The organism is Xylocopilactobacillus apis (assembly GCF_033095965.1).
GTDB lineage: Bacteria > Bacillota > Bacilli > Lactobacillales > Lactobacillaceae > Xylocopilactobacillus > Xylocopilactobacillus apis.
Window position 1 is genome coordinate 770379 of record NZ_AP026801.1, and the last position, 16477, is coordinate 786855.

The following is a 16477-nucleotide window of genomic DNA, read 5'->3' on the forward strand; positions in this document are numbered from 1 at the left end:
TTGCGTTTTTTACAACTCCTTTTTATTTGGCATCAGTTTGTTTAACGTTGTTAACAAAAGTATCCCAGCCAACTGACAAATAATCGATTTGACTTTTATTTTGATCAGGCATATTAACTACTGCACTTATTAAATCAACTGAAGAACCCTTAGTTTTGTTATTAATCTTACCCTGAATTTCCCAACCGTTGGTACGAGCTTTTTTATTTTTCTTGACATAATAAGGTCCAGAGGTTTTTACTGCGGTAATTTGAATGTCTGATTTTTTAATCTTTTGCTTCTTCTCTTTAGATAAATAATTGTATATTGCTGTTTCTGCTACTTCTTTGGCTTTTGACTTCTTAGTGACAGGTGTTACTTTTTTTACTGTTTTTGTACTTGAATCTTTAACATTAGCGGTCTTATTTGATATTAAAGTACTGCTAAAATATCCACCTACGATAACGATGATAAGTATAATAATCCAAAACCACCAAGTTTTGTAAAAAGGCTTTTTATTTGTTTGATCCATTATTTAATTAATTCACTCCTAATCAATAAAATCTCTTTAACCATTATAAACGAAAGATAAAGAATTATTTTTTGTTTTTAACATCATTAATAACTTTTTGAACTTCATTTTGCTGTAATTCATTAGTTATTTTATTTATTAATTTCTGATCCATTTGAGGTGTCATCTGAGGATTTTTAAGATGTGCTTCTTTAACTTTCTGACCAATAGCATTTTTCATGTAAGATTTTTGTTCTGCTGTTGGTTTACTGAGCTTTTTAAGTTTTTTTCCGAGCAACTGGCTTTGCTTGACGGTCAGGACAGTCCAATTTTTAGGAATCTTAAAAGTATTATTTTGTTCGATAAATTCGTGATCATTGTTGTTGTTAAAAAAAGATTTTGTGAAATTATTTGAATAACCCCAATATGTTTCTCTTTTTACTAGAATAGCTCCATTATTATTAGTAAATTGAACGCTATTGTTTACATGATACCTAAGATCGGTATTATTGTTTTTACCTTTAGGTTGATCTTTATAAAGATAAATTGACAGATCTTTATTTAAAGTTTGGTAAACTAGTAACGGAAACTGTTTTCTTGAAGAAACACTATAAATTTGTTTGGTTTCTAGATCATTTTGTTTAGTCATTCCAAAATGAAAAAGTGTATTCACTGCAAATAAAACAATTGAGATGAACGTAATTAAACCAGTTAATGTAATTAATCCGATTTTTATTTTTTTTTGTTTGATTAAAATCAAAGACAAAAAAAGACATAGTATGCTGATGACAGCAATCCAAATGACCATTTGTTGTTACTCCTGTTAATTGTATTTAAAAAATTATTCTTTAGCTTTGTTTTTGAATAATGCGTTTTGTAAATGATTTTCGCTATCGTTTATAAGAACTGAATCATCATTAGAAGATGAAAAGCAAATTCTAAAACATTTATCGCTTAATTCATTTTTTTCTCTAAAAATTCTGGTGACTTTGTCTAAATTAATCCAGACTTCAAACTCTTTTTCACCTTTTATTTCTTTTAATAAAATAAAGCTCACTTTTAAGACCCACCATTTCAAATAATAAGATTATACATCAGATTACTTTCTTTTTTGGTATAAAATGATTTGTATTCAAATAATAAAGAGGTCCAAAAAATTAATGACTGAAGATTTTACAGATAATTATTCTAAAATAGAACTTTCCAAAGATCATCACATGCAGATACCTTGGTATGATCTAATTGATGACGATAATGATAAAGTTATAACTGCTGCTTTAAAAGAAAGGGCTTCAATTGTTGGAAGAGTTGGGATCATGCTTTTATCATGCGGTACTGGTGCTTGGAGGGTTCGTGAAGCAATGAACAATATTGCTCGAAACTTAAGTCTAACTTGTTCAGCAGATATTGGGTTAACCTCGATCTCATTTACCTGTTTTTATAAAAATCATTCCTACTCTGAGGTCTTGACGCTTTCAAAAAGTGGGGTAGATACCGATAAACTTGATGCATTAGAACGTTTTGTAAGAAATTTTTCCGAAAATGTTCATCAAATGTCAACGAGAGATATTCATAAAGAATTAGATAAAATTCAAAAGATGCCTGGAAATTATAGTGCAGTTATTACTGGTTTAGCTGCAGGTTTAGCATGTAGTGCTTTTGTTTTTCTTTTGGGAGGAGGATCAATTGAAATGGTTTGTTGCTTTTTTGGAGCTGCAATCGGTAATTGGATTCGAACCAAATTATTACAAAAAAGATTAACTTTAATTGCAACAGTGGCTTTGGGAGTTGCAAGTGCGTGTTTAGTTTATTTATTGATGTTTCATGTTCTTGAGATTATTTTTAATATTTCAGGGCAACATGAAGCTGGATATATTGGAGCTATGTTATTTGTAATTCCAGGTTTTCCGTTTATTACCAGCATGCTTGATATTTCTAAACAGGATTTACGTTCAGGTTTAGAAAGATTAGTTTACGCTTTAATGATTACAACAGTAGCAACACTAGTAGGTTGGTTAGTTGCTTTAACAGTTCACTTAAAACCAGCTAATTTTTTACCACTCAATTTACCCCCCTTTCTAATGCTGGGATTGAGATTGATAGCAAGTTTTTGTGGTGTTTTTGGATTTTCAATTATGTTTAATAGTCCCTATCGAATGGCGTTTTTAAGTGGCATCATTGGAGCAATTGCAAATACTTTAAGATTGGAAATTGTTGATTATTCTAAGATACCGCCTGCAGCGGCAGCCTTTATTGCAGCACTTTTTGCCGGTTTAATTGCGTCTGGAATGAACCACTTTAATGGATATCCACGAATTTCTTTGACAGTTCCCTCAATTGTGATTATGGTTCCAGGGCTGTATATTTACCGTGGAATGTACAATATTGGCTTAAATAATATTAGTGTAGGGGCATCATGGATGTCTAGAGCAGTTTTAATAATCATGATGCTTCCTTTAGGTTTGTTTACCGCTCGAGTAATCATGGATAAACGTTGGCGAAGGAATGATTAAATGTAAAAAAAATAAGCCAGTGGCTTACTATAATCACCCGAACGGGAATCGAACCCGTGTCTTCGCGATGAGAACGCGACGTCTTAACCCCTTGACTATCGGGCAATAAGATCAAAAACAATAGTCTTATTTTACATGAATAACTAGTTTTGTCAATTTATGAGACTTCTCTTATAATTAATAGGAATTTCTTTGGAAGGATGGAAGATGGCACAATTATTTTTTAACTATGGGGCAATGAATAGTGGTAAAAGTATTGAAATACTAAAGGTTGCACATAATTACGAGGAAGAGGGGAAAAAAGTTTTAGTTTTTACTTCTGGACTCGACTCACGGTTTGGACACGGTAAAATTAAGAGCCGGATTGGAATCGGACGATCTGCTGAGGTAATTGATCCAGATACAAATTTTTTTGAAAAAGTAAAAAATGAAACAAAGGATGCACATATATCGTGTGTATTAATTGATGAAGCTCAATTTTTGTCAAAGCAGAATGTAATTGATTGCGCTCGAATTGTGGATGATTTAAAAGTACCCGTGATGGCTTTTGGACTTAAAAATGATTTTCAAAACCATCTTTTCGAAGGGACACAGTATTTATTACTTTATGCTGATAAATTTGAGGAAATTAAGACAATCTGTTGGTTTTGTGACCATAAAGCAACTATGAATCTTCGGCTTTCAAATAATAAACCAGTTTATGAAGGAGAACAGTTTATGCTGGGGGCAATGAGTCATATTTACCAGTTTGTCGTTACCACTACTTTAATCCCAATATAAAGGAATTACGAAATGAATAATTTTTTAGATAAAATTCAAGCAATAGCCGATCGATACAGTGAATTAGAAGGTATGATGAGCGACCCGGAAATTATTGCAAATACTGATCGTTACATGGAACTTTCAAAAGAAGAGGCTAATTTACGACCAATTATTGAAAAGTATGATCGTTATGTTAAAAATCAAAATTTAATTAAAGAAAATCAAGAGATTATTAACAGTTCAGAGGATTCAGAATTAATTGAATTGGCTAAAGATGAATCGAAAACTGCAAATGAAGAAAATAAAAATTTAGAGCAAGAAATTAGACTAGACCTGCTGCCAGAAGATCCGAATGATGAAAAAAATATTATCATGGAAATCAGAGGAGCAGCAGGTGGAGATGAAGCATCTTTATTTGCTGGAGATCTTTTGAGCATGTATGAGAAATTTGTTGCAACTCAACCCGGTTGGAAGATGGAAATTGTCAGTTCTTCGCCAACTGAGGTCGGCGGCTACAAAGAAGTTGAAGCAATGATTACCGGAGATCATGTTTATTCTAAGTTAAAATATGAGAATGGAGCTCACCGGGTTCAGAGAGTTCCTGTTACTGAGTCTCAAGGTCGAGTTCATACTTCAACGGCAACAGTAATTATTATGCCTGAATATAGTGAAACTGATTATAAAATTGAACCTAAAGATATTAGAGTAGATGTTTTACGTTCAAGTGGTGCAGGAGGCCAGCATATTAACAAAACTTCTAGTGCAGTTCGAATGCTCCATTTACCAACTGGCATTATGGTATTTATGGAAGAACAGAGATCACAGCAGCAAAATCGTGCTAAAGCACTACAAATTCTAACCACTAGAGTTCATGATTATTATGAATCGCAAAATCAAGAAGAATATGACTCTACTAGAAAAAATTTGGTCGGTACAGGTGATCGATCAGAAAGAATCAGAACCTACAATTACCCGCAAAATCGGGTTACTGATCACAGAATCGGCTTAACTCTAAATAAACTCGATAAAATTATGGATGGCGGCTTAGGTGAGGTTATTGATGCATTAGTTGCATATGATCAAGCCCAAAAATTAAAAGAAATTGAAAATGGATGATCAGTTAGTATCTAAATTTTTAGAAGAAGCAAAAAAAATGTTAGGATCTGAACCAGAAATTGCTGATTATATTGCTGCTGATCTTTTAAAAATACCTTTGAGTAATTTGCCCATGTATTACGGGAAGTCTTTTGAACAAACTACGATAGCGTACCAATGGTTAGACAAGTTTTTAACCGGGGTTCCGTATCAGTACGTTAGTCATCAGGCTTATTTTTTTGATTTAACTTTTTATGTTGATCAAAATGTTTTAATTCCGCGTCCAGAGACTGAAGAGTTGGTGGAATGGATTTTAAAAAATCATAATACAGACCATTTGAAAGTTTTGGATTTAGGAACTGGTTCGGGGGCGATTGCGATTACTTTGAAACATTATCGACCAAATTGGCAGGTGACAGCAAGTGATATTTCAAGTGAAGCTTTGAAGATAGCAAAATTTAATGCTAAAAAAATTAAAACTGAAATTGAATTTATCCAAAGTGATTTGTTTAAGCAAATTAAAGATAAATATGACGTAATTGTCTCAAATCCTCCTTATATTTCGTCTTTTGAAGTTAATGAGATGGATAAGTCTGTTTTGAATTATGAACCGTATAATGCACTATTTGCACCAAATAATGGCCTTTATTTTTATCAACAAATTTCAAAACAAGTTAAAGATTTTTTAAATCAAAACGGAGAATTATTTATGGAGTTTGGTCACAATCAAAAGGATAAAATAAATCCTTTATTCTCAGACGGTAGTTTAACTTTTAAAAAAGATCTTGGGGGACGAGATCGAATGTTAAGGTGGATTAAATGACGGAAAAATATCAAGTAGGTAATTATATTGATTCAATTCCTTTTATTCAAGAAGGAGCAATTACGGTTTATCCAACTGAAACGGTTTATGGAATTGGGGCAGTAGCTGTTAATTCGCAGTCTTTAAAGAAAATTTTTGCAATAAAAAAAAGATCTCTAAAAAAGCCTTTAAGTCTAAACATTTCTAACGTTAGAATGGCTCAATCGTTTATTAGTTCAGAGGATTTTAAACTTTATCAAAAAATTGCTGCAAAATTCTTACCGGGGCCTTTATCCGTTATTTTTAAAACGAATTACTCAAAATCAGGTAGTGAATACTTTACGCATCAAGGAACAATCTCTCTTCGAATGCCTGCTAATGATTTATTTTTAAAAGTTTTAGAAAAAGTGGGACCAATGCCTGGGACGTCGGCCAATTTAAGCGGCAATCTCTCTTTAACCCAAGAATCTGATGTTTTGAACGAAATGAACAACAAGGCTGATATTATTCTTTTAGATGGTGATGCGACCGTCGGTGTTGAATCGACAATATTAGATTTGTCTAAAACCCCGATAATTCGACGCTCTGGAGCAATTTCAGCAGCTGATCTTTCAAACTTTTTAGAAGAAAAAATTGAAGTTATATCAGATTTCAAGCATTATCAGCTAAAAAAGAAATTGTTTGTTTACCATAACAAAGATGAATTAGCTAATTTAATAAAATTAAATAAAAACGATAATTTTGTGATTTGGGGCAATAGTTTTGGTTTTGAAGGAAATAAAAAAACGTTAGGGGAAAACCCATTAAAAGACTTTTTCAAAGTTTTAACAAAGTTAGATAACGATCCACACATAAGTATTATTTTTGCACAGAACCTTGAAAATGATTTATATACTCAAAAATTAAAGGAAATAGCTACAAAATGGGAATAGATTTATACTCAAAAGGGAACAAGAATCTATCAGAGGACTTGAGTCAAAAGTACCAGAAACTGTTGGGAGTAGAGACAGTAGAAATAGTACCCCAAAGTGAAATAATGGCATTTAATATCTTAATTGATTCTTTAATGAAACAAAATGAACGTCTTTTAATAATCACATCAGAGTTTAAAAATCTTGCTTGTAAATTTAGGTGGGTTTTAGATCATTATCAAGTTGAATATATTCATCAAGAGTTTAATGATCTTGATTTAAAAAAAGTTGAATCAATTATTGAAAGTTATTGTCCACAGGTTATTGTTTACGATTTTCTTAGTTTTTCTTCATCACCTGATTGGGAACAATTGAGACACTTGAGTCGAATTAATGGCTCTGAGCTGGTTGTTTGTTTAGGCGAAGCTATTACCAGTGATTTAGCTCAAGAAACTAGTTTGAGTGAACATGCTGATTTTATGACTGCGCAGTGGGGTGATGGGTTAATTATCTCAAAAAATTCAGATAGTTCTCTAATTGATGAAGCTATTTTAAATTTCTTCCAATTTAAGCCCATGTTGGCATCTGAAGAAGTTGATGTTTTAAAATCAAATGAAAATATGGATTCTTTATGTCTTGAGTTAAATAAAACTTTTTCTTGTGAACCAATTGGCAGCTTTTCTCATTTAATTTTTAAAGAGAAAGAAGATCGAATTGAAGATTTTCAAAAGATTTTGCGACAAATTGGAATTGAAGTGAAAGAAGAAAATATAGATATAGATGGGAAAAAGTCTTTTGGCCTGTCAACTTATCAAGTAACCCATCAAGGCTATACTTCCAAAGATGTTAAAAATTTTGGAAAACTAATTTGTAATGCTTTTAACGAGCAAAAAAACATAATAAGACTTGAAGAATTGAATCAACAAGTATTAAAATCTATCAGGATCGATTAATAAGGAAAAAGGATAAGTTCAAATTGGAGGTGTTTAGTGAGTAATTTTACAGTATTAAATCATCCGTTAATTCAACATAAACTAACGATGATTAGAAATAAGAACGTCGGAACGAAAGATTTTCGGGAAGTAGCCAATGAAATTGCTGAATTAATGGTTTACGAAATTACCCGAGATCTGCCTCTTAAAGATGTTGAGGTTGAAACACCGATGGGTAAGTCGATTCAAAAAACTTTAGCAGGAAAAAAACTAGCCGTTGTTCCAATTTTAAGAGCAGGTCTCGGAATGGTTGATGGAGTTTTAAGATTAATTCCAGCTGCTAAAGTTGGTCATGTGGGCATGTATCGTGATGAAAAAACGTTAAAACCTCATGAATATTTTGTTAAAATGCCATCTGATATTGACAAAAGAATCCTTTTTGTTGTTGATCCAATGCTGGCGACTGGGGGTTCTGCTAATATGGCTATTGAAGCTCTCAAAAAAAGAGGAGCAAAATCAATTAGGCTTGTTGTTTTAGTAGCTGCACCTGAAGGAGTTAAAGAAGTTCAAGAAAAAAATCCCGATGTGGACATCTATGCCGCAGCTTTGGATGAGAGATTAAACGACAACGGATATATTGTTCCAGGACTAGGTGACGCAGGCGATCGACTGTTCGGAACAAAATAAAAGCGTTTCCTTGTTTTAAAATCTGGTTCACTTTTTGTTTTTAAGGTGTATTATAACTACTTGACAAGAAGAACTTAAAAAGTTCTAATTTTGTTGAAAGTGAGGTAAGGATACGGATAAGGATGCAGTAATAAGTATTTTTGGATTACGTTTTAACCTTGCCAACGATATTCCCATTTTAGTAATAGCTGTTTTGATTTTTTTCTTGGTTTATTATTGGTCGCGCAATTTACAAATGAAACCTGGAAAAAAGCAAAATGCTCTAGAATGGTTGGTAGATTTTACCAACAATGTCGTAAATAGTAATTTATCAGGAGAGGAAGAAAGAAAACCGGCAAGATTGTTTGGATTTGTAATCTTCTTATTCATTATTGTAAGTAATGAAATTGGATTATTTTTCCAGCTCTCTGGTAATGGGTATAGCTTCTTTAGGTCACCAACTGCTTCAGCTGTTGTTACAATGACTCTAGCAACGATGGTACTTGCATACTCCCATTATGTTGGAGTAAAAAAACATGGGTTGAAAAATTACCTTAAAAGTTTTGTCCAGCCCTTTGCCCTTTTTCTACCAATTAACTTGATTGATGATTTTTCAAGCTTTTTAACGCTTTCGTTACGTTTGTATGGAAATATCTATGCAGGTGAAGTTTTGATTCATTTAATCACTGAATTGGCCTTTGGTATTAAGGGATTTGCTTTTGTAACAGTTCCTTTTGCCTTTATCTTGATGTTAATCTGGCAAGCATTTTCGCTCTTTATTGGCGCAGTCCAGACGTATGTATTTTTAAATTTATCAATGGTTTACATTGATCGAAAAGCAAATGAGTAAAAAATTGGAGGATTTTTATAAAAATGGGAATTAATTTAATCGCAGCAGCTTTTGCAGCAGCTTTTGCAGCTATTGCAGGTGGTTTTGGTGATGCAATTGTTGTAAGTAAAGCATTAGAAAGTATGGCTCGTCAGCCAGAACAAAGTGGAACTATCCGTGGAACGATGATTCTTGGCGTTGGTTTAACTGAATCAACTCCTATTTTAGCAATTGTTATTGCCCTTATCTTAGTATTTAAATAATAATTGTTTAAAGTTAGAAAGGTGTAGAGAAGATGCTTAATTTAGGAATGAATAGTCTTGAAATAGGCGATCCTCTTCTGTTGCTCGCGACTTTGATTGTTATGATCTTTTTAATTGGGAAGTATGCGTATGGCCCGGTTAATAAGATGCTTGAAGATCGTCGAAATAAAATCAATGACGATCTTGATTCTGCACAATCAGAGCGAGAAAAAGCTACTAAACTTGCTGCACAACGTCAAAAAGAAGTTAGTGCCAGTCATGCTGAAGCTAATTTGATTATTGAAAAGGCCGAAAAAGATGGTCAAAATCAAAGAAGTGTAATTATTGAACAGGCTCATGATGATGCACAAGCTATTACTGAGCGTGCTAAAGATGATATTGCAAGCCAAAAAGAAGAAATGCTTGGCGAAGTTAAAAATAATTTAGTCGAAGTATCAGCTAAAATGGCGGCAAGTATCTTAAAAGATCAAATCGATGAAGATAAGCAAAAACAATCGGTTAATGATTTTTTGCAGAAACTTGAGGCTAGTAAATGAGTTATGATCGAGAAAAGTATGCTCAAGCTTATGTTAATGCTTTAGGAGATATCGTTTCAGTTAAAGATGGCGGTAAATTTATCGATCAGCTAACTGAGTTGAATGAGTATGTAAAGGATCACGAAGAATTAGTTCTTGCTTTTGCTAGTCGGAGGTTACCGACTGATGTAGAAAAAAGTTTAATTAATGCTTTGTGTAATGGTTATGACAGTAACGTTGAGAAATTTCTACAAGTTCTGGTTCAAAATGGACATATTATGATTTTGAATCGGGTGCGCGACAAATTTGTTGATTTTCAAAATGAACGTCTTAAACTTATGGCCTTTAAAGTAACAGTCACATATAAGCTCGATAACGCACAACAACAGAAGTTAGAAGAGACTTTAAAAAATAAATTTGATCTGAATGAGGTTCAAATCAATTATCAGGTCGATAAGGATCTAATTGGAGGGATCATCATTGAAAGTAATACGTACTTGATTGATGATTCCATTCGTACGAGATTAGATCGGATAAAAGAATCGTTGTTTCATATAAAAATTAATGATAAAGGATTGGAGGCATAATTTTGGCAACTACTGAGGCATTAGCTGAGTTTATAAAAAAACAGCTGAGCCAATATCAAGACGAGATAAAAGTTGATGAAATTGGTGCCGTTACTTATTTAGGTGATGGAATTGTCCGAGCATCTGGACTTAACAACGCCATGTATGGTGAACTTGTACAGTTTGAAAACGGCGTGTTCGGCTTAATTCAGAACCTTGAGAGAGACGATGTCGGAATCATCGTTCTTGGAGATTATGATGAAATCTCAGAGGGCGACACCGTTAAAAGAACTGGTCGAATCATGGAAGTGCCAGTTGGTGATGATATGATTGGTCGAGTTGTTGATCCACTGGGTCGTCCAATAGATGGTTTAGGAGAAATACATTCAACTGAAAATCGTCCAATTGAATATAAAGCTCCAGGAGTTATGCAGCGAAAATCAGTTGATGAACCACTGCAGACAGGAATTAAAGCAATTGATGCTATTGTTCCAATTGGTCGAGGTCAGCGTGAATTGATCATTGGAGATAGAAAAACTGGAAAAACCTCATTAGCAATTGATACTATTTTGAACCAAAAGGGTCAAGATATGATTTGTATTTATGTTGCTATTGGGCAAAAACAATCAACTGTACGTTCTCAAGTTGAAACATTAAGAAAGTATGGAGCACTTGATTACACGTTTGTTGTTGAAGCTGGACCTTCTGAACCAGCACCACTGCTTTATATTGCACCTTATGCAGGATCAGCAATGGGTGAATATTTTATGTACAAAGGTAAAGACGTCTTGATTGTATTCGATGACTTATCGAAGCAAGCAGTCGCTTACCGTGAAATATCGTTGTTACTTCGTCGTCCGCCAGGACGTGAAGCTTATCCCGGTGATATTTTCTATACCCACTCACGTTTACTTGAAAGAAGTGCAAAGCTTAGCGATGAACTAGGTGGTGGATCAATGACCGCATTACCAATTATTGAAACTCAGGCAGGAGATATTTCAGCATATATTCCTACTAATGTTATTTCAATTACTGACGGTCAGATCTTCTTACTTAGTGATTTATTCTTTGCTGGAACTCGACCAGCGGTTGATGCCGGTGCTTCAGTATCTCGTGTTGGTGGAGCCGCTCAGACAAAGGCTATGAAGAAGTTATCAGGTACTTTAAGAATTGATTTAGCCAGTTACCGAGAATTAGAATCATTCTCTCAATTTGGAACAGATCTTGATGCAGCTACACAGTCGAAACTTAATCGTGGACGTCGAACTGTAGAAGTATTAAAGCAAAAACTTCACCAAATGTTATCAGTTTCTGACGAAACAGTGATTTTTTATGCTTTAACTAAAGGCTATGTAGATAACGTACCAATTAATGATATTACTGCTTATGAAGAAGATTTAATTAAGAAGATGCATGCTCAGTATTCGGACCTTATGAAAGAAATCCAAGAAAAGAAGGATTTACCTGAAGGGGACGGATTGGATCAAGCAGTTAAAGAAATCACAGACAGTTTTATCTCTACGTTAAAAAGTAATAATCCGAATGCAGCAGGTAAAATTGCTAATCAGATTTCTAATTAGGTGATGAAATGTCACAATCGTTAACTGATATTAAACATCGGATTGCTTCAGTAAAAAGTACTGAGCAAATTACTAAAGCAATGCGAATGGTTTCTGCGGCTAAAATGAATCAGGTGCAAAGGCAATATAATAAATATGAGGTTTATGATAAAAAATTAAGAAGCATTGTAAAAAAAGTTGCTAAATCTCAAAACTTTAAAAATATTGCTAAACTCCATGAGACAGACCCAGAAGCTTTAGAAGGAATTTATTTTGACCAAACTGAGGAATCTATAGTTAATAGTTTTCTCGACAGTCGAAAAGAAAATTACAAAAAGATAGAAGATCAGAGAACAGCTTATCTGGTTATCACAGGAGACCGTGGCTTAGTAGGTAGTTATAACAGTAGTGTTTTAAAATCGGCATTAAGCTTATTGCGCCAAGCACAAGATAAGGGTGAAAGTCCGTTACTTTTTTGCGTCGGAAGTGTAGGGGTTGACTTCTTTCATCATCGAGGTATCAAAACAGATCTTGAAGTTATGAACTTGTCAGATAATCCTAGCTTTGGTGAAGTAAGAAAAATAATTTCTAAAGCAGTTGATTTATTTCAAAAAGGTTTGTATACAAAATTAATTATTTGTTACAACCATTTTGTTAATTCTTTAACTAGTAGTTTTAGAGTTGAACAGATTCTTCCTTTGTCTGAACTCGAGATTTTTGATGATAATGCTAAAAGTAATGATGATGAAGAAGTTGAGTTTTTATCTACGCCAGACCCCATTACGGTTTTGGATACTGTTTTACCACAGTATGCTGAAAGTTTAATTTATGGGGCAATTCTTGATGCAAAACTTGCCGAGCATTCTGCTTCAACAATGGCTATGAAGAGTGCAAGTGATAACGCAGAAGATTTGATCAGCAGAATGTCGATCGAATATAATCGTGCTCGTCAGGGTGCGATTACAACTGAAATTAATGAAATTGTGGGCGGAGCATCCGCTCTTGAGTAGAAAGGATAGTAATGGCTGATAATATAGGAAAAGTAGTTCAGGTTATTGGACCGGTCGTTGATGTTGAGTTTCCGACTCAAGACAGTTTGCCCGATATTAATAATGCCCTCATCGTCCAAAAAGATGAAAAAGAAACAGTTACTCTTGAAGCTTCTTTGGAGTTAGGAAATAACGTAATTAGAACAATTGCCATGGAATCTACCGATGGTTTAACTAGAGGGATGAAGGTAATAGATACCGGTTCTTCTTTAAAAGTTCCAGTTGGTAAAGAAGATTTAGGAAGAGTATTCAATGTTCTAGGTGAAGCAATTGATGGTGGGCCAAGTTTTGCCCCGGATTATCCAAGGGATAATATTCACCGTGAACCACCTAAGTATGAAGATATCACACCATCTGATCAGATATTAGAAACAGGCATCAAGGTTATTGATTTGCTTGCACCTTATCTAAGAGGTGGAAAAATTGGATTGTTTGGTGGCGCTGGAGTTGGTAAAACCGTTTTAATCCAGGAATTAATGCATAATATTTCTGCTGAGCATGGTGGAATTTCCGTTTTTACAGGTGTTGGTGAAAGAACACGTGAAGGTAATGACCTTTACTACGAAATGAAAGATTCAAACGTTTTAAAGAACACCGCACTAGTGTTTGGACAAATGAATGAACCGCCTGGAGCTAGAATGCGGGTTGCTCTTACTGGGCTAACAATTGCTGAGCATTTTCGTGATGCTGAAAAACAAGATGTTTTACTTTTTATTGATAACATCTTTAGATTTACTCAAGCTGGTTCTGAGGTATCCGCATTACTTGGAAGAATGCCATCAGCAGTTGGTTATCAACCAACATTAGCAACTGAAATGGGACAGCTTCAGGAAAGAATTACTTCTACGAAGTCAGGTTCTATTACATCAATTCAGGCAGTATATGTTCCTGCTGATGATTATACAGATCCGGCTCCGGCAACAACGTTTGCTCATTTGGATGCAACGACCAACTTGGAACGTAGATTAACAGAGCAGGGAATTTATCCAGCAGTTGATCCACTAGAGTCGAGTTCTAGTGCGCTTGATCCGTTAATTGTTGGTGATGAGCATTATGAAGTAGCTACAGGAGTCCAGCATGTTCTCCAGCGTTATCGTGAATTACAGGATATCATCTCAATTTTAGGGATGGACGAGTTATCTGATGATGAAAAAACCATTGTTCAAAGAGCTAGAAAAGTTCAATTTTTCCTTTCTCAAAACTTTTTCGTTGCTGAACAGTTTACTGGAAATCCAGGTTCTTATGTTCCAGTAAAAGAAACGATTAAAGGATTTAAAGGAATTATTGATGGTCAATATGACGATATTCCCGAAGATGCATTCCGTAATGTGGGCCCAATTGAAGATGTTATTAAAAAGGCTGAAAGTATGAGAACTCAGGTTAAATCTAAAGGTTCTGATGAAGGAAAGGCTGTTGATAATTCTAATGAATCTGATGATAAATCTACAAGCGACGATGAAAATAAGGAAACGTCAAAGTAGGTGAAATATGAGTGATGATAAAGTATTTCAAGTAAATATCGTAACTCCAGATGGTTTAGTTTATGATCATCGAACCACTTTGGTTGTTGTTAAAGCGATTGGTGGAGAAATTGGTTTTCAAGCCAAACATGAGCCCGCTTTGGTTTCTTTGCAGATTGCGCCGGTTAAAATTTACCGGACTAATGGACAAGTACAGTATGTAGCAGTTAATGGTGGCTTTTTAGAAATGGATAACAACGTAGCGACAATTGTTGCCAATACTGCTGAGCGCCCCAGCGATATTGATGTTGATCGAGCACAGTCTGCTGAAGAGAGAGCTAAAGAAAAGATAGAAAAAGCAAAACGAGAACACGATGAGGCAGAGCTTCGACGTGCAACTGTGGCTTTGAATCGAGCAATTAACCGAATTAATACAGTATCTTTAAGATAAATACAATCTTGGATTAAACAAATGAATTGTTTAAATCTGAGATTTTTTATTTTCTTAAAAAATTTTGTAGCATAAAATTTTAAGAAACAACGAATTATCAATAATTTTTAATTTTTAATGGGATAAAATGTTATAATTAATTTCATTGAGATATTCATAAATATAATAAATTTGGAGAATACGCATGGCTAAAGAAATTGGCATTGATCTAGGGACCGCCAATGTCCTTATTAATCAAAAAGATAAGGGGATTGTTTTAAATGAACCATCTGTAGTTGCAGTGGAAACGAAAAGTAATCGGGTAGTTGCTGTTGGTTCAGAAGCTTACCGGATGGTAGGAAGAACCCCCGGAGATATTAGAGTGATACGCCCACTTAAAGATGGAGTCATTGCTGATTTTGATATTACTGAACAGATGTTGACTTATTTTATCAATAAATTGAATTTGAAAGGTTTTATGTCACGCCCAACGATTTTGATTTGCTGTCCAACTAATATTACATCGATTGAACAAAAGGCAATTATTGATGCTGCTGAAAAGGCTGGCGGGAAAAAAGTTTATCTTGAATTAGAACCCAAAGTAGCTGCAGTTGGAGCAGGTCTTGATATTTATGAACCGAGCGGTAATATGGTAGTTGATATTGGTGGTGGAACGAGTGATATTGCTGTTCTTTCAATGGGAGAAGTAGTCACGAGCCGATCTTTGAGACTTGCTGGAGATGCAATGGATACAGAGATTGCTAATTTTGTACGGCAAAAGCATAACCTTTTGATCGGAGAGAGAACTGCTGAAAAGATTAAAATCGACATTGGCTATGTGTATAAACCCGATCCAGAGGTTTCTGTTGAAGTTAGAGGACGTGACATGGTTTCTGGTTTGCCGCGTGAAATCACAATAAGTTCTGTAGAAGTATCAGAGGCATTGCATGATTCGATGTTATCAATTATTGCTGGAGCAAAGGAAGTTTTAGAAAAAACTCCTCCTGAGCTTTCGGCTGATATTGTAGACCGTGGTGTAATGTTAACAGGGGGCGGAGCTTTATTACGAGGAATCTCTCAAATGTTTTCAGATAGTTTACAAATTCCAGTTATTGTTGGTGATGAACCTTTATTAGCAGTTGCGCTTGGAACAGGAATTTTACTCGATCATCTTGATAAAGGATTAAAAATTTAATTTTGCGAACAGATAAAGGAAAAACAAACTTTTTGATAAAAGTTGTGATTTATATTTTGACCTTTATTCTCTTAGTTTTAATTGGTACCGGCATCGGCTTTATGGTCGGTGGCGGTAATTTTTTTCAAGCGTTTAATTGGTCAACATGGCAGCATTTATTAGATTATTTTAAGAGGTGAGGATGCGAATAATTTTAATAGCTTTTGTTAGATTTTATCAAAAATTTATTTCGCCTATTTTTCCTCCGAGTTGTCGATTTTATCCAACTTGTTCAAGTTACATGATCGTAGCTTTAAAAAAACATGGTCCAATTTTAGGATTAATTATGGGGGTTGCACGAGTTTTGCGGTGTAATCCATTTAATAGAGGTGGAATTGATCACGTTCCTGATCATTTTACTATTTTTCGTAATCGTGAAAATGAAAGAGAAGTACGATAAT

19 protein-coding genes, 1 tRNA gene and 2 pseudogenes are annotated in these 16477 nt (G+C 34.4%); 18 read left to right on the forward strand and 4 right to left on the reverse strand.

Translation table 11 applies throughout. From position 1 onward, the window contains the following. Nucleotides 1-22: 22 nt before the first annotated feature. From R8749_RS03560 to R8749_RS03570, 3 genes are all read right to left on the reverse strand, one after another. The gene (locus R8749_RS03560; protein WP_317698040.1) at nt 23-511 is read right to left on the reverse strand and encodes a hypothetical protein; all 489 of its coding nucleotides are present in this window, start codon (nt 509-511) and stop codon (nt 23-25) included. A gap of 64 nt (nt 512-575) precedes the next feature. Continuing rightward, a complete protein-coding gene (locus tag R8749_RS03565) occupies nt 576-1298 on the reverse strand; it encodes a DUF4811 domain-containing protein (RefSeq protein WP_317698042.1) in 723 nt (240 codons plus the stop codon). Nucleotides 1299-1331: 33 nt separating this feature from the next. Beyond that, nucleotides 1332-1547 (reverse strand): hypothetical protein, encoded by a 216-nt coding sequence (locus R8749_RS03570; protein WP_317698043.1) that lies wholly within the window; start codon nt 1545-1547, stop codon nt 1332-1334. Between the two features lie 103 nt (nt 1548-1650). Here R8749_RS03570 and R8749_RS03575 point away from each other — a divergent pair, with 103 nt between their 5' ends. Then, nucleotides 1651-3003 carry a threonine/serine exporter family protein gene (locus R8749_RS03575; protein ID WP_317698044.1) on the forward strand — a complete coding sequence of 451 codons (1353 nt, stop codon included), beginning with the start codon at nt 1651-1653 and terminating at the stop codon, nt 3001-3003. A gap of 33 nt (nt 3004-3036) precedes the next feature. Here the strand turns inward: R8749_RS03575 and R8749_RS03580 are convergent. Then, nucleotides 3037-3108, reverse strand: a tRNA-Glu gene (locus R8749_RS03580). 102 nt (nt 3109-3210) lie between these two features. On the opposite strand from R8749_RS03580, the pseudogene R8749_RS03585 reads away from it, so the two are divergent. From R8749_RS03585 to yidD, 17 genes and pseudogenes are all read left to right on the forward strand, one after another. After that, nucleotides 3211-3803 (forward strand): annotated as a pseudogene (locus tag R8749_RS03585) (thymidine kinase). After that, complete coding sequence (prfA, locus tag R8749_RS03590) at nt 3796-4881, forward strand: peptide chain release factor 1 (RefSeq protein ID WP_317698045.1); 1086 nt, start codon at nt 3796-3798, stop codon at nt 4879-4881. The pseudogene R8749_RS03585 and the gene prfA overlap by 8 nt, the downstream one beginning before the upstream one ends. Beyond that, nucleotides 4874-5683, forward strand: a complete 810-nt coding sequence (gene prmC / locus R8749_RS03595; RefSeq protein WP_317698046.1) for a peptide chain release factor N(5)-glutamine methyltransferase — start codon at nt 4874-4876, stop codon at nt 5681-5683. Before prfA ends, prmC begins: the two co-directional genes overlap by 8 nt. After that, the gene (locus tag R8749_RS03600) at nt 5680-6594 is read left to right on the forward strand and encodes an L-threonylcarbamoyladenylate synthase (protein ID WP_317698048.1); all 915 of its coding nucleotides are present in this window, start codon (nt 5680-5682) and stop codon (nt 6592-6594) included. Before prmC ends, R8749_RS03600 begins: the two co-directional genes overlap by 4 nt. Further along, a complete protein-coding gene (locus R8749_RS03605; RefSeq protein ID WP_317698051.1) occupies nt 6585-7526 on the forward strand; it encodes a hypothetical protein in 942 nt (313 codons plus the stop codon). Before R8749_RS03600 ends, R8749_RS03605 begins: the two co-directional genes overlap by 10 nt. A gap of 36 nt (nt 7527-7562) precedes the next feature. Continuing rightward, a complete protein-coding gene (gene upp / locus R8749_RS03610) occupies nt 7563-8192 on the forward strand; it encodes a uracil phosphoribosyltransferase (protein ID WP_317698052.1) in 630 nt (209 codons plus the stop codon). A gap of 115 nt (nt 8193-8307) precedes the next feature. Continuing rightward, nucleotides 8308-9021 (forward strand): annotated as a pseudogene (gene atpB / locus R8749_RS03615) (F0F1 ATP synthase subunit A); the annotation flags it as partial. Between the two features lie 29 nt (nt 9022-9050). Continuing rightward, the gene (gene atpE, locus R8749_RS03620) at nt 9051-9263 is read left to right on the forward strand and encodes an ATP synthase F0 subunit C (protein ID WP_317698503.1); all 213 of its coding nucleotides are present in this window, start codon (nt 9051-9053) and stop codon (nt 9261-9263) included. 32 nt (nt 9264-9295) lie between these two features. Next, nucleotides 9296-9799 carry a F0F1 ATP synthase subunit B gene (gene atpF, locus R8749_RS03625; protein WP_317698053.1) on the forward strand — a complete coding sequence of 168 codons (504 nt, stop codon included), beginning with the start codon at nt 9296-9298 and terminating at the stop codon, nt 9797-9799. Beyond that, the gene (gene atpH / locus R8749_RS03630) at nt 9796-10365 is read left to right on the forward strand and encodes an ATP synthase F1 subunit delta (RefSeq protein WP_317698054.1); all 570 of its coding nucleotides are present in this window, start codon (nt 9796-9798) and stop codon (nt 10363-10365) included. Before atpF ends, atpH begins: the two co-directional genes overlap by 4 nt. Then, nucleotides 10365-11924, forward strand: coding sequence for a F0F1 ATP synthase subunit alpha (gene atpA / locus R8749_RS03635; protein ID WP_317698504.1), 1560 nt, complete (start codon nt 10365-10367; stop codon nt 11922-11924). Before atpH ends, atpA begins: the two co-directional genes overlap by 1 nt. A gap of 8 nt (nt 11925-11932) precedes the next feature. Continuing rightward, complete coding sequence (atpG, locus tag R8749_RS03640; RefSeq protein ID WP_317698056.1) at nt 11933-12913, forward strand: ATP synthase F1 subunit gamma; 981 nt, start codon at nt 11933-11935, stop codon at nt 12911-12913. An 11-nt stretch (nt 12914-12924) separates the two neighbouring features. Continuing rightward, the gene (gene atpD, locus R8749_RS03645) at nt 12925-14433 is read left to right on the forward strand and encodes a F0F1 ATP synthase subunit beta (protein WP_317698058.1); all 1509 of its coding nucleotides are present in this window, start codon (nt 12925-12927) and stop codon (nt 14431-14433) included. Between the two features lie 7 nt (nt 14434-14440). Next, nucleotides 14441-14863 (forward strand): F0F1 ATP synthase subunit epsilon, encoded by a 423-nt coding sequence (locus tag R8749_RS03650; protein WP_317698059.1) that lies wholly within the window; start codon nt 14441-14443, stop codon nt 14861-14863. A gap of 184 nt (nt 14864-15047) precedes the next feature. Beyond that, nucleotides 15048-16037 carry a rod shape-determining protein gene (gene mreB, locus R8749_RS03655; protein ID WP_317698060.1) on the forward strand — a complete coding sequence of 330 codons (990 nt, stop codon included), beginning with the start codon at nt 15048-15050 and terminating at the stop codon, nt 16035-16037. A 2-nt stretch (nt 16038-16039) separates the two neighbouring features. Further along, nucleotides 16040-16216, forward strand: coding sequence for a DNA-directed RNA polymerase subunit beta (locus R8749_RS03660; protein ID WP_317698062.1), 177 nt, complete (start codon nt 16040-16042; stop codon nt 16214-16216). A gap of 2 nt (nt 16217-16218) precedes the next feature. After that, the gene (gene yidD / locus R8749_RS03665) at nt 16219-16476 is read left to right on the forward strand and encodes a membrane protein insertion efficiency factor YidD (RefSeq protein ID WP_317698064.1); all 258 of its coding nucleotides are present in this window, start codon (nt 16219-16221) and stop codon (nt 16474-16476) included. Nucleotide 16477 lies beyond the last annotated feature (1 nt).